At 69.4% G+C, this 21,978-nt stretch carries 19 protein-coding genes and 4 tRNA genes; 16 read left to right on the top strand and 7 right to left on the bottom strand.

Translation table 11 applies throughout. The annotated features are described in order from the left end of the window. Nucleotides 1–61 precede the first annotated feature (61 nt). Together secD and secF are read left to right on the top strand one after the other, a co-directional pair. Nucleotides 62–1,975: a protein translocase subunit SecD gene (secD, locus tag ACFO6Q_RS19080; protein WP_380022735.1), complete on the top strand. Its 1,914-nt coding sequence runs from the start codon at nt 62–64 to the stop codon at nt 1,973–1,975. Then, nucleotides 1,975–2,916 carry a protein translocase subunit SecF gene (gene secF, locus ACFO6Q_RS19075; RefSeq protein ID WP_380022733.1) on the top strand — a complete coding sequence of 314 codons (942 nt, stop codon included), beginning with the start codon at nt 1,975–1,977 and terminating at the stop codon, nt 2,914–2,916. The genes secD and secF overlap by 1 nt, the downstream gene beginning before the upstream one ends. A 10-nt stretch (nt 2,917–2,926) precedes the next feature. Here secF and ACFO6Q_RS19070 read toward each other — a convergent pair whose 3' ends face one another. The 4 genes from ACFO6Q_RS19070 to ACFO6Q_RS19055 form a co-directional block, all read right to left on the bottom strand. Continuing rightward, nucleotides 2,927–3,862 (bottom strand): DUF1295 domain-containing protein, encoded by a 936-nt coding sequence (locus ACFO6Q_RS19070; RefSeq protein WP_380022731.1) that lies wholly within the window; start codon nt 3,860–3,862, stop codon nt 2,927–2,929. A gap of 237 nt (nt 3,863–4,099) precedes the next feature. Continuing rightward, entirely contained in the window at nt 4,100–4,876 is a 777-nt protein-coding gene (ppk2, locus tag ACFO6Q_RS19065; protein WP_380022730.1) for a polyphosphate kinase 2, read from the bottom strand. 40 nt (nt 4,877–4,916) lie between these two features. Continuing rightward, nucleotides 4,917–5,438, bottom strand: a complete 522-nt coding sequence (moaB, locus tag ACFO6Q_RS19060; RefSeq protein ID WP_380022729.1) for a molybdenum cofactor biosynthesis protein B — start codon at nt 5,436–5,438, stop codon at nt 4,917–4,919. Between the two features lie 126 nt (nt 5,439–5,564). Then, a complete protein-coding gene (locus ACFO6Q_RS19055) occupies nt 5,565–7,682 on the bottom strand; it encodes an O-linked N-acetylglucosamine transferase, SPINDLY family protein (RefSeq protein WP_380022727.1) in 2,118 nt (705 codons plus the stop codon). Nucleotides 7,683–7,813: 131 nt separating this feature from the next. Between ACFO6Q_RS19055 and ACFO6Q_RS19050 the strand changes: the two genes are divergently transcribed. Both ACFO6Q_RS19050 and ACFO6Q_RS19045 read left to right on the top strand, forming a co-directional pair. Then, the gene (locus ACFO6Q_RS19050) at nt 7,814–8,542 is read left to right on the top strand and encodes an energy transducer TonB (protein WP_380022725.1); all 729 of its coding nucleotides are present in this window, start codon (nt 7,814–7,816) and stop codon (nt 8,540–8,542) included. 55 nt (nt 8,543–8,597) lie between these two features. Next, nucleotides 8,598–9,323: an energy transducer TonB gene (locus ACFO6Q_RS19045; RefSeq protein ID WP_380022724.1), complete on the top strand. Its 726-nt coding sequence runs from the start codon at nt 8,598–8,600 to the stop codon at nt 9,321–9,323. A 4-nt stretch (nt 9,324–9,327) separates the two neighbouring features. Here the strand turns inward: ACFO6Q_RS19045 and prfA are convergent, their stop codons facing one another. Continuing rightward, complete coding sequence (prfA, locus tag ACFO6Q_RS19040; protein WP_380022723.1) at nt 9,328–10,410, bottom strand: peptide chain release factor 1; 1,083 nt, start codon at nt 10,408–10,410, stop codon at nt 9,328–9,330. Nucleotides 10,411–10,521: 111 nt separating this feature from the next. Next, a complete protein-coding gene (gene hemA, locus ACFO6Q_RS19035; RefSeq protein WP_380022722.1) occupies nt 10,522–11,799 on the bottom strand; it encodes a glutamyl-tRNA reductase in 1,278 nt (425 codons plus the stop codon). 166 nt (nt 11,800–11,965) lie between these two features. On the opposite strand from hemA, the gene ACFO6Q_RS19030 reads away from it, so the two are divergent. The 8 genes from ACFO6Q_RS19030 (at nt 11,966) to ychF (ending at nt 19,332) form a co-directional block, all read left to right on the top strand. After that, nucleotides 11,966–13,708 (top strand): tetratricopeptide repeat protein, encoded by a 1,743-nt coding sequence (locus tag ACFO6Q_RS19030; protein WP_380022721.1) that lies wholly within the window; start codon nt 11,966–11,968, stop codon nt 13,706–13,708. Next, entirely contained in the window at nt 13,705–14,322 is a 618-nt protein-coding gene (gene lolB / locus ACFO6Q_RS19025) for a lipoprotein insertase outer membrane protein LolB (protein ID WP_380022720.1), read from the top strand. Before ACFO6Q_RS19030 ends, lolB begins: the two co-directional genes overlap by 4 nt. Then, nucleotides 14,319–15,203, top strand: a complete 885-nt coding sequence (gene ispE, locus ACFO6Q_RS19020) for a 4-(cytidine 5'-diphospho)-2-C-methyl-D-erythritol kinase (RefSeq protein ID WP_380022718.1) — start codon at nt 14,319–14,321, stop codon at nt 15,201–15,203. The genes lolB and ispE overlap by 4 nt, the downstream gene beginning before the upstream one ends. A 320-nt stretch (nt 15,204–15,523) precedes the next feature. Next, nucleotides 15,524–15,598 (top strand) — tRNA-Gln (locus tag ACFO6Q_RS19015). Between the two features lie 71 nt (nt 15,599–15,669). Beyond that, the gene (locus ACFO6Q_RS19010) at nt 15,670–16,626 is read left to right on the top strand and encodes a ribose-phosphate diphosphokinase (RefSeq protein ID WP_380022888.1); all 957 of its coding nucleotides are present in this window, start codon (nt 15,670–15,672) and stop codon (nt 16,624–16,626) included. A 167-nt stretch (nt 16,627–16,793) separates the two neighbouring features. After that, a complete protein-coding gene (locus ACFO6Q_RS19005; protein WP_380022717.1) occupies nt 16,794–17,465 on the top strand; it encodes a 50S ribosomal protein L25/general stress protein Ctc in 672 nt (223 codons plus the stop codon). A 93-nt stretch (nt 17,466–17,558) separates the two neighbouring features. Further along, nucleotides 17,559–18,146 (top strand): aminoacyl-tRNA hydrolase, encoded by a 588-nt coding sequence (gene pth / locus ACFO6Q_RS19000; RefSeq protein ID WP_380022715.1) that lies wholly within the window; start codon nt 17,559–17,561, stop codon nt 18,144–18,146. Nucleotides 18,147–18,240: 94 nt separating this feature from the next. After that, entirely contained in the window at nt 18,241–19,332 is a 1,092-nt protein-coding gene (gene ychF / locus ACFO6Q_RS18995) for a redox-regulated ATPase YchF (protein WP_380022714.1), read from the top strand. Nucleotides 19,333–19,418: 86 nt separating this feature from the next. Here the strand turns inward: ychF and ACFO6Q_RS18990 are convergent, their stop codons facing one another. Next, entirely contained in the window at nt 19,419–20,492 is a 1,074-nt protein-coding gene (locus ACFO6Q_RS18990; protein ID WP_380022713.1) for a hypothetical protein, read from the bottom strand. A 136-nt stretch (nt 20,493–20,628) separates the two neighbouring features. On the opposite strand from ACFO6Q_RS18990, the gene ACFO6Q_RS18985 reads away from it, so the two are divergent. From ACFO6Q_RS18985 to ACFO6Q_RS18970, 4 genes are all read left to right on the top strand, one after another. Beyond that, a complete protein-coding gene (locus ACFO6Q_RS18985; RefSeq protein WP_380022711.1) occupies nt 20,629–21,120 on the top strand; it encodes an acyl-CoA thioesterase in 492 nt (163 codons plus the stop codon). A 145-nt stretch (nt 21,121–21,265) separates the two neighbouring features. After that, nucleotides 21,266–21,351: transfer RNA gene (locus ACFO6Q_RS18980), tRNA-Tyr, on the top strand. Between the two features lie 213 nt (nt 21,352–21,564). Further along, a tRNA-Gly gene (locus ACFO6Q_RS18975) sits at nt 21,565–21,638 on the top strand. A gap of 101 nt (nt 21,639–21,739) precedes the next feature. After that, nucleotides 21,740–21,815: transfer RNA gene (locus ACFO6Q_RS18970), tRNA-Thr, on the top strand. Nucleotides 21,816–21,978 lie beyond the last annotated feature (163 nt).

Below are 21,978 nucleotides of genomic sequence, written 5' to 3'. Positions count from 1 at the left end.
GGGCCGCGCCTGCGCATTTCCCGGCCCTCGGCCCTCAGCCCTCAGCCCTCAGCCCTAACAAATGAACGATTTTCCCCGCTGGAAATACGCGCTCGTCGTCGTCGTGCTGCTGCTCGGCGTGCTGTACGGCGTGCCGAACCTGTTCGTGCAGCAACCGGCCGTGCAGATCATCGCCAACCGCGGCGCGACCGTGGACCAGGCGCTGAAGGAGAAAGTGCAGGGCGCGCTGGAGAAGCAGAAGATCGGCTTCGATGCGATCGACCTGACCGGCACCCACCTGCTGGTGCGCCTGCCGGTCGGCGCCAGCGACGAGCAGACCAAGGCGGTCGAGGATCTCAAGCAGGCGCTCGGCGACCAGTACACGGTCGCGCCGAACCTCGCCTCGACCGTGCCGGCCTGGATGCGCGCGATCGGTGCGCGTGAAATGCCCAAGGGTCTGGACCTGCAGGGCGGCGTGCACTTCCTGATGGAAGTGGACGACAAGGAAGTGCTCGAGAAGCAGCTGCAGCGCTACGCCGACGACATCCGCACGACCCTGCGCGACAAGAACATCCGCTACCAGTCGGTCGGCCGCGGCCCGCAGGGGCTGGTCGTGCAGCTGCGCAGCGCGGAGGACCGCGACGCGGCCCTCGGCGCGATCCGTATCGGCGTGCCGGACCTGACCATCGCCGAAGGCGCCCAGGTCGGCGAGGCCTACACGCTCAACGCCAGCGTGAAGCCGGAGAAGGTGCGCGAGATCGCGCTGAACACGATCCGCCAGAACCAGGCGACCCTGAGCAACCGCATCAACGCGCTCGGCGTGGCCGAGCCGCTGATCCAGCAGCAGGGCGAATCGCGCATCGCGGTCGAGCTGCCGGGCGTGCAGGACACGGCCGAGGCGAAGAAGATCCTCGGCGCGACCGCCACGCTGGAGTACCACGCGGTCGACGAGGGCGGCAACGCGGTCGAGGCCGCCAATGGCGGCGTCGTGCCGCCGGACAGCAAGCTCTACTTCCGCCGCGAGCTCGGTCCGGGCGGGCAGAAGCAGCCGGTCCTGCTGAAGAAGAAGATCATCGTCAGCGGCGACGAGATGGTCGACGCGTCGAGCGCGCCCGATCCGCAGACCGGCACGCCGGCCGTGTCGGTGCGGCTCAATTCCGTCGGCGGCAAGAAGATGCTCGACTTCACCTCGCAGAACGTCGGCAAGCCGATGGCGGTGGTCTACATCGAGCGCACGCCGGAGACCAAGATCGTCGACGGCAAGGAAGTGCGCAGCACGAAGATCACCGAGGAAGTCATCAGCGTCGCCAACATCCGCGGCGTGTTCTCCAACCAGTTCTCCACCACCGGCCTGGAGAGCAACAAGGTCGCCTCCGACCTCGCCCTGATGCTGCGGTCCGGCTCGCTCGCAGCGCCGGTCGACATCGTCGAGGAGCGCGTGATCGGCCCGAGCCTGGGCAAGGACAACATCGAGAAGGGCATCAAGGCGGTGCTGCTCGGCCTCGTCGCGGTGCTGATCTTCATGGCGTTCTACTACTGGGTGTTCGGCCTGATCGCCGACGTCGCCCTGTTCTTCAACCTCGTGCTGCTGCTCGCCGTGATGAGCGCGATCGGCGTGACCCTGACGATGCCCGGCATCGCCGGCATCGTGCTGACCCTGGGCATGGCGATCGACGCGAACGTGCTGATCTGCGAGCGCATCCGCGAGGAACTGCGCAACGGCTCCTCGCCGCTGGCTTCGATCCGCGCCGGCTACGACAAGGCCTGGGCGACAATTCTCGACGCCAACGTGACCCACCTGCTCGCCGCGCTGGCGCTGATGACCCTGGGTTCCGGCGCGATCCGCGGCTTCGGCGTGACGCTGTTCATCGGCATCCTGACCTCGATGTTCACCTCGGTCACGGTCTCGCATGCGATCACCAACTTCGTGCACCGCGGGCGCAAGCTGAAGGGCTTGTCGATCGGCAGCGGCTACACCAGCGCGGGAGCGGCGTAATGGAACTTTTCAACCCGAACAGCAACATCGACTTCCTCGGCTGGCGCAAGATCAGCGTGACGATCTCGATCGTCCTGATGATCGCCTCGCTCGCGCTGATCTTCACGCGCGGGCTCAACTACGCGCTGGACTTCACCGGCGGCGTGCTGGTGGAGGCGAAGTACGAGCAGCCGATCGAAGTCGACCAGGTGCGCGCGGCGCTCGACGCCGGCGGCTTCCACGGCGCGCAGGTGCAGAGCGCCGGCAGCACGCGCGAGGTCTCCATCCGCCTGCAGCCGCACGAGGAGCAGAAGGACGCCGCGCGCGTCGGCGCCGACGTCATCGCCGCGCTGTCCAAGGAGCGTGCGGACGTGGCGCTGAAGCGTCCGCCGGACCTGGTCGGCTCGTCGGTCGGCGCGGACCTGCGCAACGACGGCATCGTCGCCGCCGTGTTCGTGATGATCGGCATCATGATCTACATCGGCATCCGCTTCGAGAAGCGCTTCGCGATCGCCGCGATCGCCAGCGAAATCCACGACACGATCCTGACGCTGGGCTTCTTCTCGCTGATGCAGATCGATTTCGACCTGACCGTGCTGGCCGCGCTGCTCGCGGTGATCGGCTACTCGATCAACGACAAGGTCGTCGTCTTCGACCGCGTGCGCGAACTGTTCCGCCTGACGCGCAAGGCCGACTCGTATTCGATCCTGAACAAGTCCATCAACCAGACGCTGTCGCGCACCATCATGACCTCGGTGACCACGGCGCTGTCGATGTTCGCGCTGTACTTCGTCGGCGGTCCGGCCGTGCACGGCTTCGGCCTGACGATGCTGGTCGGCATCGTGATCGGCACGCTGTCGTCGATCTTCTTCGCCAACCCGATCCTGTACTGGCTCGGCGTGTCGAAGACCGACCTGATGCCGGTCACGCGCGAGAGTCCGGAACTCGAGCGCCGCCCGTAGGCGGCGCGCGTCAGCCGTCCGGCGAGATCTCGCTGCCGCTCGTCCTCGACGGCGGCGGCGGCGTCTCGCGGCGCACGTAGGCCTGCGGCGGCACCCGCGTCGCCGCACGCACGGTCCGTCGCGACGGCGGCAGCGGCGTCTGCCACGACGAGGTTTCCGGCTGGTCGTCCGGCCATCCGCGCGGAAACCACGGCAGCAGCATCGGCGTCGCCGCTCGGTAGTGGCGGTAGTCGTCGCCGCGCGTGCGGATCGCCTGCGCTTCGGCGGCCGGAATCGACACGACCCAGCCGAGCACGGTCAGCAGCGGGCCGAGCAGGGTCAGCGACCACAGCGGCCACGGCATGCCGACCGCGAGGAACGCGTAGCTGGACCAGTGCACGGCGCTGAAGAAATAGTTCGGATGGCGCGAGTAGCGCCACAGGCCGCGCCGGCAGGTGTGGCCCAGATGCCGCGGGTTGTTGCGGAAGGTCGACAGCTGCAGGTCGGCGTAGGCCTCGCCGGACATTCCGATCAGGTAGGTCGCCGCGGCGAGCAGGGTCCAGACGTCGACGTCGGCCAGCGGATTGCTCGCCGCGACGTACAGCGGCAGCGAATACAGGTTCGCCGAGAGCGCGCGCAGTACGAACAGGCCGAAGAACAGGCCTTCGTCGTCGGGCCGCGCCTCGCGCAGGTGACGGTAGCGCGCGTCCTCGCGCTCGACCAGGATGCGGCGCAGCAGGTGCATGATCAGCCGGAAGCCCCACAGCCCTCCCATCAGGGCGACCAGCAGCTGCGAGGTCGGCGAGCCGGACGAAACCACCGCGTAGTAGATCGCGCTGGCGCAGATGCAGCACGCCCACAGCAGGTCGGCGAGGCCGGCATTGCGCAGCCGGCGCTGGATCAGCCAGCCTGCGAGGAGCACCGCCACGTTGGCCAGCAGCACCCAGAGCGGCACCAGCGGATTCATGTCTTCGCGCGGCCGGCTTTCACGCTGCCCCCTCGACGAACGAACGCAATGCTCCGCGCCGCCGTGGCGTTTCGGCGTCGCCGTGTCCCGCGCGTCCTTGAACGTCGGCAACGGACGCGCCCCCCACGGACGTTCCCACCGACGCGGGCAGCATCCGCCGCGCGGGGTATACGGGGTGTGAAAAGCAGACTCATCAGGACAGGAGTTGTCTCTATCCCGTCACAGTCCCACGCGGAGTCAGACCGCCTCGGGAATCCAGAAGCGCTTGTCGGCCAGGCGCTCGCGCTCCGGCTTGCCCTTGAGCCTGGGCAGTTTCGGGGCCTTGGCCGGCGGCGCCCGCTCGGGCAGACGCGAGAGCAGGTGCGTGATCAGGTTGAGGCGGCCGCGCTTCTGGTCGTTGAAGTCGGCCACGAACCACGGCGCCCACTGCGCGTGCGTGGCCTTGAGCATGGCGTCGCGCGCCGTGCCGTAGGCGGCGTACTGCTCGCGCGCGCGGACGTCGACCGGCGAGATCTTCCAGCGCTTGAGCGGATCGGTGGCGCGTTCGGCGAAGCGCTCCTCCTGCTGTTCCTGGTCGACCGCGAGCCAGTACTTGAGCAGGATCAGGCCGTCGTCGGCGAGCAGCTTCTCGAACACGGGGCAGTCGGCCATGAAGCGGCGGTACTGCGCCTGGTCGCAGAAGCCCATCACGTGCTCGACGCCGGCGCGGTTGTACCAGCTGCGGTCGAACAGCACGAGCTCGCCGGCGGCCGGCAGGTGCTCGACGTAGCGCTGGAAGTACCACTGCGTCGCCTCGCGGTCGTTCGGCTTGGGCAGGGCGACGGTGCGCGTGTAGCGCGTGTTGAGCGGCTCGCTGATCGCCTTGATCACGCCGCCCTTGCCGGCCGCGTCGCGGCCTTCGAAGATCACCGCCACGCGCTTGCCGGTGGCGATGATCGAGTGCTGCAGGTCGACCAGCTGCTTGTGCAGTTCTTCGAGTTCGCTCGCGTACTGCTTCTTCTTCAGCTTTTCCACGTGACCGTCTCCGTGCTGCGGATGGTGTCAGGTTCGCCGATCAGGTTTCGCGCAGGCGCGGCAGCAGGCCGGCCAGGTTGCAGGGGCGGGTGGTCGCGTCCAGCTGCGCCCGGATCAGCTTTTCCCAGGCCGTGCGGCAGGCCGAGGTGGAGCCCGGCAGGCAGAACACGAAGGTGTTGTTCGACAGGCCGGCGAAGGCGCGCGACTGCATGGTCGAGGTGCCGATCTCCTCGTAGCTGATCAGGCGGAACGTCTCGCCGAAGCCGGGCATTTCCTTGTCGAGCAGCGGCAGGATCGCTTCCGGCGTGGAATCGCGGCCGGTGAAGCCGGTGCCGCCGCTGACGATGATGCCGTGCACGTTCTCGTCGGCGATCCACGTCGCGACGATCGCCCGCACCAGGTAACGGTCGTCCTTGGCGATGCGCCGTTCGACCAGCCGGTGGCCGGCCTGTCCGAGCGAGAGAATCAGGTAGTCGCCGGAGGTGTCGTCGGCGGCGCTGCGCGTGTCGGACACGGTCAGCACGCACAGGTTCAGCGGAACGAAATCGGCTTGGGCAGTCATGCGCCGAGCGTAGCGCGGCCCGGCAGCGACGGGAAGCCGTGGCAGGAAACCGCGGTTTTCCCTTCTCCCGCTCGCGGAGAGGCTGGCGCGCCGCGCCGGACGAGGGACGTTTCGCCCAAAAAGCCTCTAGCCGATCGGTGCCGGCCGCTCGCCGGCACGATGGCGGCGCGACATCTCGTGCAGCACCGCGGCGAAGTCCGCGGCGAAGCCGCTCATGTCGAACAGGCCGCTGTCGCGCCGCCGTTCGGCCAGTTCCGCGCGCAGCACCGCGCGTGCGCCGGCATCGCCGCCCAGGCGGACCGCCGCGTCGACGAAGGCCGCGTCGTCGCCCGCGTTCAGCGCCGGCAGGCCCAGGTGGTGGTTCAGGCTCGCCGCCACGCGCGAGGCGAAGGTCGCGCCGGCCACGGTCAGCACCGGGCAGCCCGCCCAGATCGCATCCGAAGCGGTGGTGTGCGCGCCGTACGGCGCCGTATCGAGGAACAGGTCGGCGTGGCGGTAGCGCGCCAGATACTCCGCGTGCGGCAGCTTGGGCATGAACACCAGCCGCGCCGCATCGACGCCGCGCCGCTGCGCCTCGGCGCGCAGGCGCTCGTCGGCGCGATCCGGTCCGGACAACAGCCACAGCACCGAGCCGGGCACGCCGCGCAGCACCGCGAGCAGACGCTCGAACGCCGCCGGATTGATCTTGTAGCTGTTGTTGAAGCAGACGTAGACGACGCCGGCCTCCGGCAGGCCGCACCCCGCGCGCGGCGGTGGATCGCCGACCGCGCGCGACGGGTCGGACGGCTGGAAGCAGCGCGGCAGCCAGGCGACCGCCTCGGAGAACTGCGCGCGCAGTACGTCCGGCAGCACGACGCGGTCGGCGATCGTGTAGTCGATCCACGGCGCTCCGGACGTGCCCGGATAGGCTAGCCAGCCGACCTGCAGCGGCGCCGGCCGCAGCGCCAGCGCCTCGCCGACGCCGCCGCCGCCCCAGCCGCGCAGGTCGACCAGGATCTCGACCTCGCGTTCGCGGATGCGGCGCGCCAGGGCGAGCGCGGAAAGGTCCGAGCATTCGTGCAGCGCCTGTGTCGCTTCGCACAGGCGCCGGCGGATCGGGCCCTGGTCGTCCGCGGCGGTGGCGAACAGCTCGACCTGCAGGCCGTGCCCGTCCCGGCGCAGGGCGTGCAGCGATTCGAACATCGCCACGGTCAGCAGCCCGGTCGGATGGTTGCCGAAACCGTTCGAGACGAAGCCCACGCGCAGCGGCGCGTCCGCCGCGGGCGCCGCCGGTTCGAAGGCGAGGCGCTCGCGCAGCCTCGCCGCATTCGCCTCGACGTCGCGCGCGGCATTGCGCGCGCAGTGCAGCTGCTCGGCGGCGTCGGCCGGTTCGGACAGGAAGCCGAACGGCGCGATGCCAGGCGCGCCGGCGCGCACGCGTGCGCGCAGGTTCGCCGACAGCGCGTCGAGATCGCGCCAGTCGCACAGCTGGCGGCGCAGGAAGACGAGCTGGCCGAGTGCGTGATGCAGGTTCGGATCCAGCGCCAGCGCGTGCGCGTGCGCCTCGGCGGCGAGCGCGAATTTGCGCTGCTCCTCGGCCATCAGCCCGATCTGGTAAGGAAAACGCGCATCGCGCGGCGCGGCGCGCGCGCCGGCCGCGTAGGCGGCTTCGGCTTCGGCATGGCGGCGCTGCGCGGCGAACACGTGGCCGAGCAGCAGCAGGCCTTCCGGATGGCCCGGAACGAGCGTCAGCGCGTGGCGCACGTCGCGCTCGGCCTGCGCGAGGTCGCCGAGCGCGAGTTCGACCGCGGCCAGGTTGAACCAGGTGCCGGGATAGTCCGGCGCGGCGCGCGTGCCGGCGCGATAGGCCTCGATCGCGCCGGCGAGGTCGCCGGTCGCGCGGCGCGCGTTGCCGAGGCCGTTCGATACCGCCGGATGCGCCGGTGCCAGCGCGAATGCCTGTTCCAGCGCGGCGACGGCCGCCGCCGCGTCGCCTTCGGCGAGCAGCGCGCTGCCGAGGTTGCACAGGATTTCGATCGAGCGCGGTGCCAGATGCTGCGCCTCGCGCAGCGCGGCGAGCGCATCGGCGGTGCGGCCCAGCTGCAGCAGCGCGATCGCATGCAGGCGCAGGGTTTGGGCATCAGCCGGGAAGCGGCGGCGCAGCTCGGCGGCGTGCGTCTCGGCTTCGGCGAGGCGGCCGCGTTCGAGCAGTTCGGCGATCGGTTGCAGTGCGGCCTGCGGCGCCGCGGACGTGGTTTCGGTCATCCGGGCACGCTAACCGACGCGGCCGGTTTGTGCCACGCCCGGTGGTTGCGCCCGCGCACGGCGGATTCGATACTCGTCGCGCAAGGGGATCCGGGAGCCTTACGGCCGGCGTCGCACGAGGGAGAAGAGCGATGAAGAGAACGTTCGCAGCGGTGGTCGCGGCCGCGCTGCTGGCCGGCGTGGCGACGGCGGAGCCGGCGGCCGACAAGCCGCTCAGGACAGCCGGGGAGTGGGCGGTATCGCTCGACGCGCAAGGGCACGTCGTGGCGCTGAAGCAGACGACCTCGCTCAAGCCGATCCTCGGCGAGCCGCTCGAACGTGCGATCCGCGGCTGGACGTTCGAGCCGGGCCGCATCGACGGCCGGCCGCAGCCGACCGAGACGACATTGAATGTGTCGGTCGTGCTCGAGCCGAGCGGAACCGACGGCTACGCGATCCGCATCGACGACGTCGGCACCGGCGGCGGCATCCGCAAGCTCCCGACCCTGCGTGTCAATCCGCGCGACGTGCGCGAAGGAACCTATCTTTACGTGATGCGCGTGGCCTACGACCGCGACGGCAAGGTCGTCTCGGTCACGCCCGAAGCCGGCACGCCCGAGGTGCCGTCCGGCGTGCGCAGGAACATGGAGATCGTCATGAAGGGCGCGACCTTCGCGCCGGAGCGCGTGGGAGGGCAGGCGGTCGCCGCGGACGTCGTCATCCCGATGTGCGTTTCGATGGCGCGCAACCGGATGCCGCCCGCCGACGGCGCCTGCGAATGGACGCCGCCGCGCAAGCGCTCGGCGATCGGCAGCGGCCAGCGGGTCGCCGTCGATCCGGCAGCCAAGCTGCTCAGCGACGTGATCGGCAGGACGCTCTGAGCGGCCCGGCTGCCCGGAGACGCCGCCCGACAATCCCGGAAAGGAGACGGAACTGGTGAAGAAACTCGTTCGTGTACTCGCCGCCGCCGCGGCCATGATCGGCGCGGCCTTCGTTCACGCCGCGGCGCAGCCGCAGGTCGTTTACCTGACGTGGAGCATCACCGTCGATGCGAGCGGAAGCGTCACGCGTCTGGACAGCGAGAGCAGGCTGGGGCCGGAGCTGAAGGATCGGCTGGAACGGGAAATCCGCAGCTGGCGCTTCAAGCCTGGCGCGATCGATGGTCAGGCCGCCGTGACCGAATCGAAGCTGCACCTCGCGCTGCAGGTGACGCCGATCGACGATGGGCGTTCGAGCCTGCGCGTGGTCCGCGCCGGCACCGGCGGCGGCTACGGCAAGATGGTGGCGCCGAACTATCCGGAAGTATCGGTGCGTGCGCGCCGGCAGGGCCTGGTTCTGCTGAAGGTGCGTTACGGCGAAGACGGGCAGGTGTCGGAGCTGGCCGCCGACGAAGGTGCCCCGTACGCGGACAAGGCGCTGGTCGACGCCGCGATCGCGGCGGTGAAACGCTGGACGTTCACTCCCGAAGTGGTCGGCGGCCGTCCGCTGGCCGGCGTCGCGCTGGTACCGGTCTGCTTCGGCTTGCGCGGCACGCGCTTTTCGCCGCCGAAGTGCGAATGGAACCGCCCCGGCGAGTCGATCGCCGCCGACGGAGACGATCCCACGCCGGCCTTCGACTCCGTGCTGAAGCTCGAAACCGCCGTCGCCGGCCGCACGCCCTGAGCGGTCAGCCCGCCGCGGTCAACCGCTGCAGCTGATCGGCCTGGTCCTCGCGCGTCAGCGCGTCGACCAGTTCGTCGAGATCGCCGGCGATGATTTCCGGCAGGCGGTACAAAGTCAGGTTGATGCGGTGGTCGGTCACGCGGCCCTGCGGGAAGTTGTAGGTGCGGATGCGCTGGCTGCGGTCGCCGGAGCCGACCTGCAGCTTGCGCGACTCGGCTTGCGCGGCAGTCTGCTTGGCCTGCGCGTCGTCGAGCAGGCGCGCTTTCAGCAGCGACATCGCGCGCGCCCGGTTCTTGTGCTGGCTGCGCTCGTCCTGGCATTCGACGACGATGCCGCTCGGCAGATGCGTGATGCGGATCGCCGAGTCGGTCTTGTTGACGTGCTGGCCGCCCGCGCCCGAGGCGCGAAACGTGTCGACCTTCAGGTCGGCGTCCTTGATCTCGATGTCGTCGACCTCGTCCAGCTCGGGCAGGATCGCGACCGTCGCCGCTGAGGTGTGGATGCGGCCCTGCGCCTCGGTTTCCGGCACACGCTGCACGCGGTGCGTGCCCGATTCGTACTTCAGGCGCGAGTACGCGCCGTGGCCTTCGACGCGCGCGATGACTTCGCGGTAGCCGCCGTGCTCGCCCTCGTTGGCGGAGAGGATCTCCACGTTCCAGCGCCGCCGTTCGGCGTAGCGCAGGTACATGCGCATGAGGTCGCCGGCGAAGATCGCTGCCTCGTCGCCGCCGGTGCCGGCGCGGATCTCCAGGAACAGGTTGCCCTCGTCGCGCGGATCCTTCGGGATCAGCAGGCGGTTGAGCTCGTCTTCGAGCCGGCTGCGCTCGGCTTCGAGCGTGGCGACTTCCTCCACCGCCAGGTCCTTCAGCTCGGGGTCGCGCAGCATCGCCTGCGCCGATTCGAGCGCGCTGCCGGTTTCGTCGTAGGCGCGCAGCGATTCCGTCAGCGGCGTCAGCTGCGCGTGTTCGCGCGAAACCTCGCGCAGGCGTTTCGCGTCGGCGAGCACTTCGGCGCTGGCCAGGAGATGTTCCAGTTCCTCGTGGCGCTCGGCCAGTTGTTCGAGCTTGCGGCGGATGGTGGGTTGCATGGGCGGAAAAGGGCTGAGGGCTGAGGGGCGAGGGCTGAAGAGCGGCAGACCGGTGGCTTCGCTGCGTGCCTGGCGGCCCTCAGCCCTCTGCCCTCAGCCCGGCATGTCCAGCTAACGCTCGCGCTCGTCGCCGCCGACCGGCTCGGTGTCGAACAACCGCTCCGCTGCGCGCAGCAGTTCTTCGTCGCCGCGCAGCGCGGCGGCGCGCAGGTTCGCGCTCGGTGCGTGCAGCAGCTTGTTGGTCAGCGTGTTGGCGAGGAAGGCGAGCGCCTCCTGCGGCGACTTGCCGCGCGCCAGCATCGCCTGCGCCTTGGCCAGCGTCTCGTCGCGGCTGGATTCGGCGACGCGGCGCAGGTCCACCAGCGGGTTGTGCGCGTCGAGCGCGCGCCACCAGCCCATGAAGTGCTCGACCGACAGCTCGATCATCGCTTCGGCCTCGCGTGCCGCTTCGCGGCGCGAGCGCAGGTTATCGTCGATGACCTGGCGCAGGTCGTCGATCGTGTAGAGGTAGACGTCCTCGATCTCCGCCGCGGCCGGATCGATGTCGCGCGGTACCGCGATGTCGACCAGGAACATCGGCCTGCGCCGGCGCGCGGCGATCGCCGCGGCGACCTGGTCGCGGCCGAGCACCGGCTCGCGGCTGGCGGTCGAGGCGATCACGATGTCGGCTTCCGCCAGGTGCTTGCCGAGGTCCGCCAGCGCGATCGCGTAGCCGCCGAAGCGCGTGGCCAGGGTCTGGGCGTGGTCGAGCGTGCGGTTGGCGACGATCAGCCGGCGCACCTTCGCCTCGGTCAGGTGGCGCGCGGCCAGCTCGATCGTCTCGCCGGCGCCGATCAGCAGCACGCAGGCCTCGCGCAGGTCGGCGAACACGCGCTCGGCCAGGCGCACCGCAGTGAACGCGACGGAAACCGAGTTGGCGCCGATGCGCGTGTCGGTGCGCACGCGCTTGGCGACGGCGAAGGTGTTCTGGAACAGGCGCTCGAGCGGCGCCTTCAGGGTGTTGGCATCGCGGGCGAGGGCGTAGGCGTCCTTGACCTGGCCCAGGATCTGCGGCTCGCCGAGCACCATCGACTCCAGGCCGGTGGCGACGCGGAACAGATGGCGCACCGCGTCGGCGTCGTGGTGGCGGTAGAGGAACTCGTCGACGCGCGCGCGGGTCAGGTCCTGGTGACGCTGCAGCCAGGAGGCCGGAACGCCTTCCGCACCGGGTTCGACCGTGCAGTACAGCTCGGTGCGGTTGCAGGTCGACAGGATCGCCGCCTCGCGCACGCCCGGCTCGGCCAGCAGGTCCGCCAGCGCCGGGGAGGTCGCTTCGGGCGGGAACGCGGCACGCTCGCGCAGGGCGACCGGTGCGGTCAGGTGGTTGAGTCCGAGGGCGACCAGGGCCATATCGAGCGGTGGAAGTGTGGCGCGGCGGGTCTCGACGGTGGAATCAGCGACGACGGGATCGGCTAAGCTAGCTCGCGACCGATGTCGACATTGGCGCAGCGATTGCGCCGAGCGCCGCGAATTGTGCGGGCGCGGTCCCGCGATATCAAGCAAGACAAGGCTTTGCATGCACGACGGAATGCCGCACCGCCATCCAAACCGGGTTCGTTTCGGCGTCGTCGGTGTCGTGCTGGCGATCGCCACGGCGGCCTGCGCGCCGCTGCCGCGCAAGACCGCGGCCGGCGACGCGCCGGCGCCGCCGGCGGTGACCGCGGTCGCGCCCGAGAACGACCTGATGCTGAAGCTGCTGGCGGCCCAGTTCGCCCTGCAGGGCGACGATCTCGCCGCCGGCGCGCAGGGCTATGCCGAGGCGGCCGACCTGTCCGACGACCCCGCCGTGGCCGAGGAAGCCACCCGGCTGGCGCTGGCGGTCCGGCAATGGCCGATGGCGCGCCGTGCGCTGGCCCGCTGGCAGCAGCTCGCGCCGAAGGAGCGGGGCATCGTGCAGTCGCGCGCGGCGCTTGCGCTCGGCGAACAGCGTGCCGACGACGCCTACGTCGACCTCGCCGCGCTGGCCGCGCGCGGCGACGACCAGAGCTGGCGGCTGGTCGCACAGGCTCTGCTGAATGCACCGGACAAGGCCGCGGCTGCGAAGCTGCTCGAGCGCCTGGCCACGCCCGAACACCTGGCGGCGAAGGAGACCAACTGGATCGCGATGAGCCAGCTCGCCTTCAAGCTCGGCGACAAGGGCGTCGCGCAGCGCCTCGCCGATCGCGCCGTGTCGACGTTCCACGGCAGCGAAAGCTACGCCTGGAGCGCGCGTCTGGCGCTCGATCGCGGCGACAAGGCAGCCGCGCGCGCGCAGTACGCCGAGGCGCTGAAGCGCGATCCGGACAGCCTGCGCCTGCGCGGCGGCTACGCCGCGCTGCTGGCCGATGCCGGCGACAACGCCGCCGCCGCCCGTGCGCTCGAGCGCGGGCCGCAGAACGACACCACGTTTGCCTCGCGCGCCGCCTACGCCGCGCGTGCCGAGGACAAGGCCGCCCTGACGCGGCTCTATCGCGAGATGCAGGCCGGCAAGGGCGAGCGTTCCGGCGAACGCTCGTACCTGCTCGGCCAGGTCGGCGAGATGCTCGACAAGCGCGCCGAGGCGCTGGAGTGGTACCGCGAGGTCGGCGACGACGACGAGCACTGGTTCGACGCGCGCATCCGCGAAGCGGTCCTGCTCGACCAGCTCGGACGCGAGGCGGAAGCGCTGGATTTCCTGCACCAGCTGCAGGCGCAGACCGGCGAGGACAGCGAGCAGCTCGGCAGCGCCTATCTCCTGGAGGCCGAGCTGTTCGTGCGCAGGCAGCGTCCGCGCGATGCGCTGGCGGTCTACGAGCGGGCGCTCGGCGTGCTGTCGGACGACACGCGGCTGCTCTACGCGCGCGCGCTGCTCGCGGTCGAGCAGGGCGATGCGGATTCCGCCGAGCGCGACCTGCGGCGCGTGGTCGAGCTCAAGCCCGACGACGCCGAGGCGATGAACGCGCTCGGCTACACGATCGCCGACGGCAGCCCGCGCGGCAGTCCCAAGCTGGGCGAGGCGCGCGAGCTGATCCGCCGCGCGATCGAGCTGAAGCCGAACGAGCCGGCGATCATCGACAGCCTGGGCTGGCTGCACTACCGCCTGGGCGATCTCGACGCGTCGCTGAAACAGCTGCGCCGCGCCTACGAGAAGCAGCCCGAACCCGACATCGCCGCGCATCTGGGCGAGGTGCTGTGGGTCAAGGGCGAGCGCGACGAGGCGCGCCGGATCTGGGACGAGGGGCGCAGGAAGGATCCCAAGAACAAGGTGCTGCTCGAAACGATCAAGCGGCTGACCTCATGAGCCGGCGCACGCGGATTCGCCTCGCCGTGCTCGCCGCGGCGTCCCTGCTCGCCGCCTGCGTCGGCCCCCGCGTGAAGCCGCCGATCGTGCCGGCGGACGCCGCGCTGCTGGATCAGCAGGCCGCGCGGGAGCAGGCGCTCGGCGCGCGGGCGGACTGGAGCCTGCGCGGCCGCCTCGGCGTTTCCGACGGCCGCGACAGCGGCAGCGGCTCGCTCGAATGGAGCCAGCGCGGCGACGCGTTCCGCTTCAGCGTGCACGCGCCGGTCACCGGCAAGACCTGGACCCTGTCCGGCGACGCCGGGCACACCACGCTGCAGGGGCTGCGCGAGCAGCCGGTCGAGGCCGGCGATGCGCAGAGCCTGCTGCAGCGCGAGCTGGGCTGGCACGTGCCGGTCGCCGAACTGACGCATTGGGTGCGCGGCCTGCGCGCCTCGCCGGACGCGCGCATCGCGTTCCGCGCCGACGGCCTGCCGGCCGAGATCGACGAGGGCGGCTGGAAGGTGCAGTACCTCGACTACGACACTTCGCGCGATCCGGCGCTGCCGACGCGGGTGTTCGCCGCGCAGGGCGAGTACAAGGTGCGGCTGGCGATCCGCGAGTGGAATCCGCCGTGACGGACGAGGCGGCGCCCGGCGCCGGCTGGAGCGACTGGCCGGCACCGGCGAAGCTGAACCTGTTCCTGCACATCGTCGGCCGCCGCGCCGACGGCTATCACCTGCTGCAGACGGTGTTCCAGCTGCTGGACTGGGGCGACACGCTGCGCCTGCGTCCGCGCCGGGACGGCGAGATCCGCCGCGTCGACCCCATGGCCGGGGTCGCCCCGGAAGCCGACCTGGCCGTGCGCGCGGCGCGCCTGCTGCAGTCAGCCGCGGGCGTCCGGCTCGGCGCCGACATCGCGATCGACAAGCGCATTCCGCTCGGCGGAGGGCTCGGCGGCGGCAGTTCCGACGCGGCGACCGCCCTGGTCGCGCTGAACGCCCTGTGGCGGACCGGCCTGGGCGAGGACGAGCTGGCCGCGCTAGGCCTGCGCCTGGGGGCCGACGTGCCGGTATTCGTGCGCGGGCGCAGCGCCTGGGCCGAAGGGGTGGGCGAGCGCCTCGCCCCGGTCGATCTTCCGCAGCGCTGGTACGCCGTCCTGGACCCCGGTGCCGCGGTGCCGACGGCGGCCCTTTTCGCGGCCCCGGAATTGACACGTGCTGCACCGCAGCTGACAATTCCGCACTTCCTTGCGGGCGTCCGGACGGGCAATGTGTTCGAGCCGGTCGTGCGCGAACGCTTTCCCGCGGTGGCGCGAGCGCTGGACTGGCTCGGCCGGCACGGCGAAGCGAGGCTCAGCGGCTCGGGTGGCTGCGTCTTCGTCGCGGTCGACGCGCGCGAAACGGCAATGAAGATCGTGGAAAGTCCGCCGCACGGAATGCGTGGCTTCGCCGCACGCGGGGTGGCGGTTTCTCCGCTGCTCGCGCGGCTCGAGGAATGGCGGATCGAAGCGGGTTGACGGCGCCGACGCGGTAACAGTTTTTCCTTCTCCCGCTCGCGGGAGAAGGTGCCGAAGGCGGATGAGGGCGGCCCTGACAGGCCGGTGCAAGCGTTTCCCTCACCCGCGCCTGCGGCGCGACCTCTCCCGCGAGCGGGAGAGGTGAGGCAACGGCTTCACGGTTTGGATGGTTGCGGTGTTTGGAAGCACCGTGGCTAGGCTTCTTGTGGTACAGGACGTACCACCCGCGCGGTGCGGAGCACCGCGGCGACGAAAACGTGGCGCAGCTTGGCTGCGACCGTTTTCATGCGAGGCGGGCAGGAGCCCGCTTCGCTCGTTAGTGGGGCGTCGCCAAGCGGTAAGGCACCGGGTTTTGATCCCGGCATTCGCAGGTTCGAATCCTGCCGCCCCAGCCAATCCAGCGGTTCGTCACGGTGCCACGGCGCCGGCGGTTTGCGTATCGGAGTTTTGCAGCGTGGACACCAACGTGAACAGCCCCGGCATCCTCGTTTTCACCGGAAATGCGAATCGCGCACTCGCTTCGGCGATCTGCGCCGAACTGAACGTTCCCCTCGGCAAGGCGCTGGTCGGTCGCTTCAGCGACGGCGAGGTGCAGGTCGAGATCGAGGAGAACGTGCGCCGGCAGGAAGTCTTCGTCGTGCAGCCGACCTGCGCGCCGACGGCCGACAATTTCATGGATCTGCTGGCCCTGATCGACGCGCTCAAGCGCGCATCGGCGGCCAGCGTGACCGCGGTGATCCCGTACTTCGGCTATGCGCGGCAGGACCGCCGGCCGCGCTCGGCGCGCGTGCCGATCACGGCCAAGGTCGCCGCCGAGATGATCGGCGTGGTCGGTACCGACCGGGTGCTGACGGTCGACCTGCACGCCGACCAGATCCAGGGCTTCTTCGACATCCCGCTCGACAACGTCTACGCCTCGCCCGTGCTGCTGGCCGATATCTGGCGCTACTACGCCAAGGACGACCTGATCGTGGTCTCGCCGGACGTCGGCGGCGTGGTCCGCGCGCGCGCGATCGCCAAGCGCCTGGACGACGCGGACCTGGCGATCATCGACAAGCGCCGCCCGCGCGCCAACGAGGCGACGGTGATGAACATCATCGGCGAGGTCGAGAACAAGGTCTGCGTGCTGGTGGACGACATCGTCGACACCGCCGGCACGCTGTGCGCGGCGGCGGCGGCGCTGAAGAAGCGCGGTGCGCGCAAGGTCGTGGCCTACTGCACGCATCCGGTGCTGTCGGGTCCGGCGATCCAGAACATCACCGGCTCGGCGCTGGACGAGCTCGTCGTCACCGACACGATTCCGCTGTCGGACGCGGCGAAGGCCAGCGGCCGCATCCGCCAGCTGTCGGTGGCGGAGCTGCTGGCCGAGACGATCCGCCGCATCGCCTACGGCGAATCGGTGAGTTCGCTGTACGTAGATTGAGGAGCGGGAATCGGGAATGGAGAATGGAGAATCGGAAAGGCGGCGCTTTCGCTTCGACGATTCTCCATTCCCGATTCCCCATTCCCGGTATTCACCCCCTCTCCTGGTCGCGGGAGAGGATCCATGCCGCCGCGAGGCGGCTTCACGGCAACAAAGGCAACACGAAAATGGCAAAGACACATCAAATCAGCGTTGAGAAGCGCGATGACGAAGGCAAGGGTGCGAGCCGCCGCCTGCGTCGCGCGGGTTTCGTTCCGGCGATCGTCTACGGCGGTGAGCTGAAGCCGGTCAGCATCCAGATCCTGCACAAGGACGTCTGGCACGCGAGCCAGAACGAGTGGTTCTACTCGTCCATCCTCGACCTCAGCCTCAACGGCGACGTGCAGAAGGTGCTGCTGCGCGACATGCAGCGCCATCCGTTCAAGCAGCTCGTGCTGCACCTGGACTTCCAGCGCGTGAACGAGAACGAGGCGATCCGCGTGCGCGTGCCGCTGCACTTCCTGAACCAGGAAGGCTCGCCGGCCGGCAAGACCTCGGGCGTGGTCATCACGCACGAGCTCAACGAAGTCGAAGTCTCGTGCCTGCCGGGCAACCTGCCGGAGTACATCGAGGTCGACCTGGGCGAGCTGAAGGTCGACGACATCCTGCACCTGTCCGACCTCAAGCTGCCCAAGGGCGTGGAGATTCCGGAACTGCGCCTGGGCAAGGAGCACGACCACGCTGTCGTCGTCGCCAAGGAAGTGCGCGAGGAAGCCGAGGCCGCTCCGGAAGCGGGCGAGGGTGAAGCGGCTGCTGCGGCCGCGCCCGCCGCTGCCGCGAAGAAGGACGAGAAGAAGTAAAACCCGGCTCTCCGTCGCTGCCGCGCCCGGCGCGGCAGCCGCCGTCCTTCCCGCGCTCGCGCGGGAGGGCGCGGCGCGGGGAGTGGTCTGGTCATGAGCGGACTTCGCCTCATCGTCGGCCTCGGCAACCCCGGGGCCGAGCACCTCAGGACCCGGCACAACGCCGGGTTCTGGCTGGTGGATGCCCTGGCGCAGCGCGAGGGCGCGCGTTTCGGCGTCGAATCGAAGCTGCGCGGCGAAACCGCCAAGATTTCGCTGGCCGGCGGTCCGGTCTGGCTGCTCAAGCCGACCACCTACATGAACGCGAGCGGCGCCTCCGTCGGTGCCGCGCTGCGCTACTGGAAGATCGCGCCGGAAGAAATGCTGGTCGTGCACGACGACCTCGATCTGCCGCCAGGCGTGGCGCGGCTGAAATTCGACGGCGGCCACGGCGGCCAGAACGGATTGCGCGACCTGTTCGCGCACGTCGGCCACGGCAAGTTCCATCGCCTGCGCCTGGGCATCGGCCATCCCGGCCACAAGGACCGGGTGCACGGCTGGGTGCTCGGACGCCCGTCCGCCGCTGACGAGGGGGCGATGCTCGAGGCGATCGGGCGCTCCCTGGACGTGCTGCCGCTGGCTGTGGCGGGCCAGTTCGAGGCGGCGATGAAGCAGTTGCACACGACCGGAAATCGGGAGTAGTCAGAGGCGGGAATCGAGAATGGGGAATCGGGAATCGTAAAAGCCTGCTCTTACGATTCCCGATTCCCGATTCTCCATTCCCGGATTTAAAGCCATGGGCATCAAATGCGGCATCGTCGGCCTGCCGAACGTCGGCAAGTCGACCCTGTTCAACGCGCTCACCAAGGCCGGCATCGCGGCGGCGAACTTCCCGTTCTGCACGATCGATCCGAACGTCGGCGTCGTGCCGGTGCCTGATCCGCGCCTGGAGGCGCTGTCGGGTATCGCCAAGCCGCTGAAGATCATTCCGACCTCGATCGAGTTCGTCGACATCGCCGGCCTCGTCGCCGGCGCGTCGAAGGGCGAGGGGCTGGGCAACAAGTTCCTCGCGCACATCCGCGAGGTCGATGCGATCGCGCACGTCGTGCGCTGCTTCGAGAACACCGACATCGTGCACGTCGCCGGCAAGATCGACCCGATCTCCGACATCGAGACGATCGACACCGAACTGGCCCTGGCCGATCTGGAATCGGTCGAGAAGGCGCTCAACCGCGTCGAGCGCGCGGCGAAGGCCAACGACAAGGACGCGCTGGCGCGCCGGCCGGTGCTGCAGAAGGTGCAAGGCGTACTCAACGAAGGCCGTGCGGCGCGTTCGGCCGGGCTCGACGACGACGAGAAGGCGCTGCTGCGCGACCTGTTCCTGCTGACCCTCAAGCCGTTGATGTACATCGCCAACGTCAAGGAAGACGGCTTCGAGAACAATCCGTTCCTCGACCGGGTGCGCGAGCGCGCGGCGAAGGAAGGCGCCGAGGTGGTGCCGGTCTGCGCGGCGATCGAGGAGGAGATGGCGCAGCTGGAAGACGCCGACCGCGACGAGTTCCTGAAGGACCTGGGCCTGGACGAGCCGGGCCTGAATCGGGTGATCCGCGCCGGCTACAAGCTGCTCGGCCTGCAGACCTACTTCACCGCCGGCGAGAAGGAAGTGCACGCCTGGCAGGTGAGAAAGGGCTCGACCGCGCCGCAGGCGGCCGGCGTGATCCATACCGACTTCGAGCGCGGCTTCATCCGCGCCGAGACGATCGCCTACGACGACTACATCAAGTACAAGGGCGAAGCCGGCGCGCGCGACGCAGGCCGCCTGCGCCTGGAAGGCAAGGACTACGTCGTGCAGGAAGGCGACGTGCTGCACTTCCGCTTCAACGTCTGAGCGTCCGGCGCTCCTGCGTGCGGCTGACGTAGGCCGGCCATCCCCGGCCTGCCCGGGCCGGGGGAGGAACGAATTCCCCCGGCCCCTCAGCGCGCGACGCGCGCGCGAACCGGCTTCAACCCGATCGCGGCACCGTCGAAGCCGTCGGCGAAGATCGCATCGTCGATGGAGGGGGCGAGATCGAGGGTCGCCGTGTTGTTCGCCGGTGTCGGGTCCGATACCGGTGCGTTGACGACGGCGGTCATGGAGTTGCTGAGCGTCGCTGCCGTGCCCGCTGCGACGACCCCGTCCGCGACGAACGTGAGCTGGCTTCCGGAGGGCAGACTTGCGGAACCGATGATGTTGCCGGTGCTGCCGGACGGGCAGATCGCGCCGCCGGTGCCGGTGCAGGTCCAGGTGGCATTCTCGTAGACGGCGGGGAACACGTCGACGAGCGAGGTGTTCGGCGATGGGGCCGGCCCGGCGTTGGCGACGACGATGGTGTACTGCAGCACGTCGCCGGCGACGTAGGCCTCCGCCGAGGCGGTCATCGCGACGGAGACGTCGGCATCGGTCGGCATGGCCTGGCAGTCGACTACCGCACGGATGACCCAGTCGCCGGCGACGCCTGCGGCGGCGCTGTCGATCCACTGGAAATTGCCGCCGCCGAGATTGGCATAGATGGCGTTGCGGCCGGAGGTATTGCCGTCGGTGTCGCGTACCACGCTCGGGTCGACGCCCGGCTGGGGCGCCTCGCCGAAGGCGAACGCCACGACGATCGTTTCGCCGCTGGTGACGGGGACGACCAGCGGCAGGGTGTTCTGGTCGTCCAGGTAGCGCCACTCGTTCAGCGCATTGTCCTGCAGTACGGGGCCGCCGATCGTCTGTGCGACGGCGCCGGGGTTCGGAAACGTGCCCTCGCGATAGAGGGTGATCGAATCGCCGATCACATCGCCCGTCGTGCCGGCGGGGGATCGCCAGAATATCTGCACGGCGACGAGGTCGCCGTCGCAGGGGCTGGTCAGCCACGAGCCGGCCATCTCGCCCTCGACGAAGCCCCACACGATCGCGGCGTTGCCGAAATCGGTCAGCGAATCGTTCTTGATTGTCACTTCGCTGGCGGCCGCGTGGCCGGCCAGCGCCAGGATGAGCCCGATTCCGCCTGCTGCGCGCGTGGCCATCTTCCATCCCCCTTTGGATCGGCCCGGACAGGGTACGCAGCCGCGGGTCCGGCCGGCGCGACAGAGGTCACACAAGGCGGCCTCCCCGCGTTAAGCTACGCGGTCACATCCGGGCAAATCGCCCAGGAACACCGAAATGCCCGGTCAGCAGCGCGAGGTCGAGTTCCGTTTCCTGGCCGAGCCGACCGACGTGAATTTCGGCGGCAAGGTGCACGGCGGCATGGTCATGAAATGGATCGACCAGGCCGGCTACGCCGCGGCGGTCGGCTGGAGCGGCCGGTACTGCGTGACGGTGGCGCTGGGCGGCATCCAGTTCGTCGCGCCGATCCTGATCGGCGACATCGTCAACGTGCGCTGCAAGCTGATCCACACCGGCAACTCGAGCATGCATTTCGCGGTCGACGTGGTGGCCCGGGACATCAAGACCTCGGTCGAGCGCGTGGCCACCAGCTGCGTCATCTCCTTCGTGGCCCTGGACGCCCCGGACGGCAAGCCGACGGCGGTACCGCCCTGGCTGCCGCTGAACGACGAGGACCGGCGTCTGGCCGAGCACGCCAGGCGCCTGATCGAGATGTCGAAGGCGATGGAGGTCGAGGTCGGCCGGTTCCGCCCCGGGGTGCCGGGCTGAGCCTCGCCGGCGGAGGGTGGGAATTGCGAATTTTCCGTTCCCGGGACCTTGACAGTGTCGCGCGACGGAAAGGACAATAAGCGGCTCCGTGCCCGAGGCTGCATCTGGGTGGCGGTCGGATCAAGAAATTCTGGAGCAAGTTTCCGGAGGGATACCCAAGCGGCCAACGGGGGCAGACTGTAAATCTGCTGGCTCACGCCTTCGGTGGTTCGAATCCACCTCCCTCCACCAAGTTGCGTAAAAACTCGAGCTGCGCCGAAGGTGGATTCGAACCACCGGCACGGCCCTCGGGCAGGTTCAACGAACAACGGAGCCGCAGGAGGTGGACGAGATCCACCGACGTGGTTCGACGAAATCGCAGGAGCGGTTTCGGGCAGCCGAAGGGCTGGAAGCGGCATCCGGAGAGTGCAAGCTCCGGCGTGACACCCAAGCAGGTCCTCCGGCGCGGGAGTAGTTCAATGGTAGAACCTCAGCCTTCCAAGCTGATTGTGCGGGTTCGATTCCCGTCTCCCGCTCCATCGAACTGCTGAAAGGCTTCAAGGTTTTTGGCTGTATTGAAAAGTGCTGCACGGATGCAGCTTTGTTCTTCGCAGTCAGGGAGGACTGCACAAGTACACCCGCTCACGTAGCTCAGTCGGTAGAGCACCTCCTTGGTAAGGAGGAGGTCGATGGTTCGATTCCATTCGTGAGCACCATTTCGCGGCCCCGCACGATGCGGATCCGCAACGGGTTTGAGATTCGGCATTTCGCCTCCACTTCATTCGTTTTCACATCAGATTCGGGGTTGTTCGTCATGTCCAAGGAAAAATTCGAGCGCAAGAAGCCGCACGTGAACGTGGGCACGATCGGCCATGTGGA

It is taken from the genome of Dokdonella ginsengisoli (assembly GCF_042652785.1).
Classification (GTDB): Bacteria; Pseudomonadota; Gammaproteobacteria; order Xanthomonadales; family Rhodanobacteraceae; genus Dokdonella_A; species Dokdonella_A ginsengisoli.
The sequence above is the reverse complement of the archived record's forward strand: the minus strand, read 5'-3'. Positions and strand labels throughout refer to the sequence as shown.